The sequence below is a fragment of the Rhodococcus sp. ENV425 genome (assembly GCF_002887785.1).
In the GTDB taxonomy this organism is placed as follows: Bacteria; Actinomycetota; Actinomycetes; order Mycobacteriales; family Mycobacteriaceae; genus Rhodococcus; species Rhodococcus aetherivorans.
Genome location: NZ_PCZU01000174.1, coordinates 1 through 2,428 on the forward strand (window position 1 = coordinate 1; position 2,428 = coordinate 2,428).

The 2,428-nt window shown below is 71.7% G+C and carries 2 protein-coding genes; both read right to left on the minus strand.

What is annotated here, in order from left to right; all coding sequences use genetic code 11:
* The coding region (locus CQZ88_RS14055) for an FAD:protein FMN transferase (protein WP_102799919.1) at nt 1–707 on the minus strand (707 nt) is incomplete at its 3' end.
* 94 nt (nt 708–801) lie between these two features.
* Complete coding sequence (locus tag CQZ88_RS14060; RefSeq protein WP_044475732.1) at nt 802–2,424, minus strand: acyl-CoA dehydrogenase family protein; 1,623 nt, start codon at nt 2,422–2,424, stop codon at nt 802–804.
* Nucleotides 2,425–2,428 lie beyond the last annotated feature (4 nt).

Consider the following 2,428-nt stretch of genomic DNA (forward strand, 5'->3'; position numbering starts at 1 on the left):
AGCGCCGCCGCGGCCGCGGCGTCGGCCCACAGCGCGTCCCCGGCGATGACGGTCACCTGCGCCCACCGCCCGGCGACGTCGTTTCCGCCGTTCTCTTCCACCTCGTCGGGTTCGGCGGCGCGCACGCGCGTCGCCATCGCGCTGCCCGCCGGAAGTTCGACCGTGCCGGCTCCGGGGATGGCCACCTGCCAGCCCCCGGCGGGGCTGTGACCGGCGGTGGCCGTCACGTCGCCCATGCGCACCAGGACACCGCATTCGAGACTGCGTGCGACGGTCGCGGCGGCCCGATCGGCCGTGTCGGCCCTGGCCGTTTCGGTGATGTCGAGGTTGACGCCGAACGGGGCCAGCACGGTCTCGCCGTCGAGGTGGATGTCGCTGTAGTCCGGAAGCGGATGGATGGGCGGGGTGGCCTCCTCGTCGATTCCCGCGTCGTCGGCCGACAGGGGGCTCACCGCCCCGTCCGTCATCCGGGCGACCCAGAGCGCCGAGCGCAGCAGCGCCGACAGCCGCGGACTGACCTGCACGGGAATGCCCTGGGCGAGATTGACCTCGTGGATCTCCGCGTCGCCGCGCAGGGGGTTGCAGGCCGCCTCGGATTCTGCGATCGCGGCGCGCACCAGCGTTTCGGCCTCCACCAGTGCGGCGCACTCGGTGACGGCCACCTCGACCGGGACCCCCCACTCCCGCCATTCGCTGCTGCTGATCATGAGGGGCTCCGGCCTCGCTCGACGATCGTTGTCGTTACCCCAGTATGCCCCTGCGGATCGTCGCCGGTCGGATGCGCGCGAGAATCGCCACTGTTCAGATGCGCGCGAGAATCGCCGCGGTGTCCACGCCGGTCGGCATGGTCCCCAGGGCGATGCCCCAGTCGTCGCCCAGCCGCGTGGCGCAGAAGGCGTCCGCGACTGCGGGATGCCCGTGGCGCACGAGCTGTGCCCCCTGCAGCACCAGCGCCATCAGCTCCACGATCCGGCGGGCCCGGTATTCGACGTTCTCGAGGTCGGCGAGTTCCTTGCCGACCCGGGCCACGGCGTCGTCGAGCCGGGGGTCGGCGCCCTCGGCGAGGCGCAGTTCGGCGAAGAACGCGTCCACGGTCTCGGGCTGCTTGACCATCGCCCGCAACGCGTCGAGGGCGGCGACGTTGCCGGAGCCCTCCCAGATCGACATGAGCGGTGCCTCGCGGTACAGCCGCGGCATCCCGGATTCCTCGGCGTAGCCGTTGCCGCCGAGGCATTCGAGAGCCTCCGCGGCATGCGCGGGGGCGCGCTTGCACACCCAGTACTTGGTGACCGCGAGGGCGATGCGGCGCAGCGCCGCCTCCTGCGGATCGGTCGACGCGCGGTCCGTCGCGCCGGCGAGCCGCATCATCATGGTCGTCGCGGCCTCCGACTCGACGATCAGGTCGGCGAGCACGTTCCGCATGAGCGGCTGGTCGACGAGCAGGGCGCCGAACGCCTTCCGGTGCCGGGCATGATGCACCGCGCGCAATGTCGCCGCGCGCATCCCGGTCGCCGAGCCGATGACGCAGTCGAGGCGCGTCATGTTCACCATCTCGATGATGGTGTTGACGCCGCGGCCCTCCGCACCGACGAGCCAGCCGGTTGCGCCCTCGTATTCGATCTCGGAGGAGGCGTTGGACTTGTTCCCGAGCTTGTCCTTGAGCCGCTGGATGTGGATGCGGTTGCGGCTGCCGTCGGGAAGCACCCGCGGCAGCAGGAAGCACGAGACGCCGCTCCCGGTCTGCGCCAGGGTGAGGAACAGGTCCGACATCGGGGCGGAGGTGAACCACTTGTGCCCGACGATGCGATAGCTGCCGTCCGCCTGGGGGGTCGCCGTCGTCGTGTTGGCCCGCACGTCCGATCCGCCCTGCTTCTCGGTCATGGACATGCCGGCGATCAGGCCGCGCTTGGTGGACGGTTCGCGTAGCCCGAAGTCGTAGTGCGGGGCGGCGAGCAGCGGCTCGTACGTCGCGGCGAGTTCCGGGTTGTGCCGCAGCGCCGGGATCACGGCGTACGTCATGGAGATCGGGCACATGTGTCCCGCCTCCGCCTGGCCCCACACGTAGAACTTGGCGGCCCGGGCGACGTGCGCACCGGCCCGGGGGTCGCGCCACGGCGCCGCGTGCATGCCGTGCTCGACGGCCACCGTCATGAGGTCGTGCCAGTGCGGATGGAACTCGACCTCGTCGATGCGGTGCCCGTAGCGGTCGTGGGTGCGCAGCACGGGCGGGTACTCGTTGACGAGCCTGCCCCAGTCCTGCGCGCGCACACCGCCGGCGAGCGCGCCGATCTCCCGGACCTCGTCCTCGGCCCAGGCCGCGCCCTCGCGGCGCAGGCCCTCGAGCAGCGCCGGGTCCGCCGCCGCCTGGTAGGGCACCAGATCCGGGACCTGGTTGAACACCTCGTGAGTGGCGGGAAAGTTCACCGGG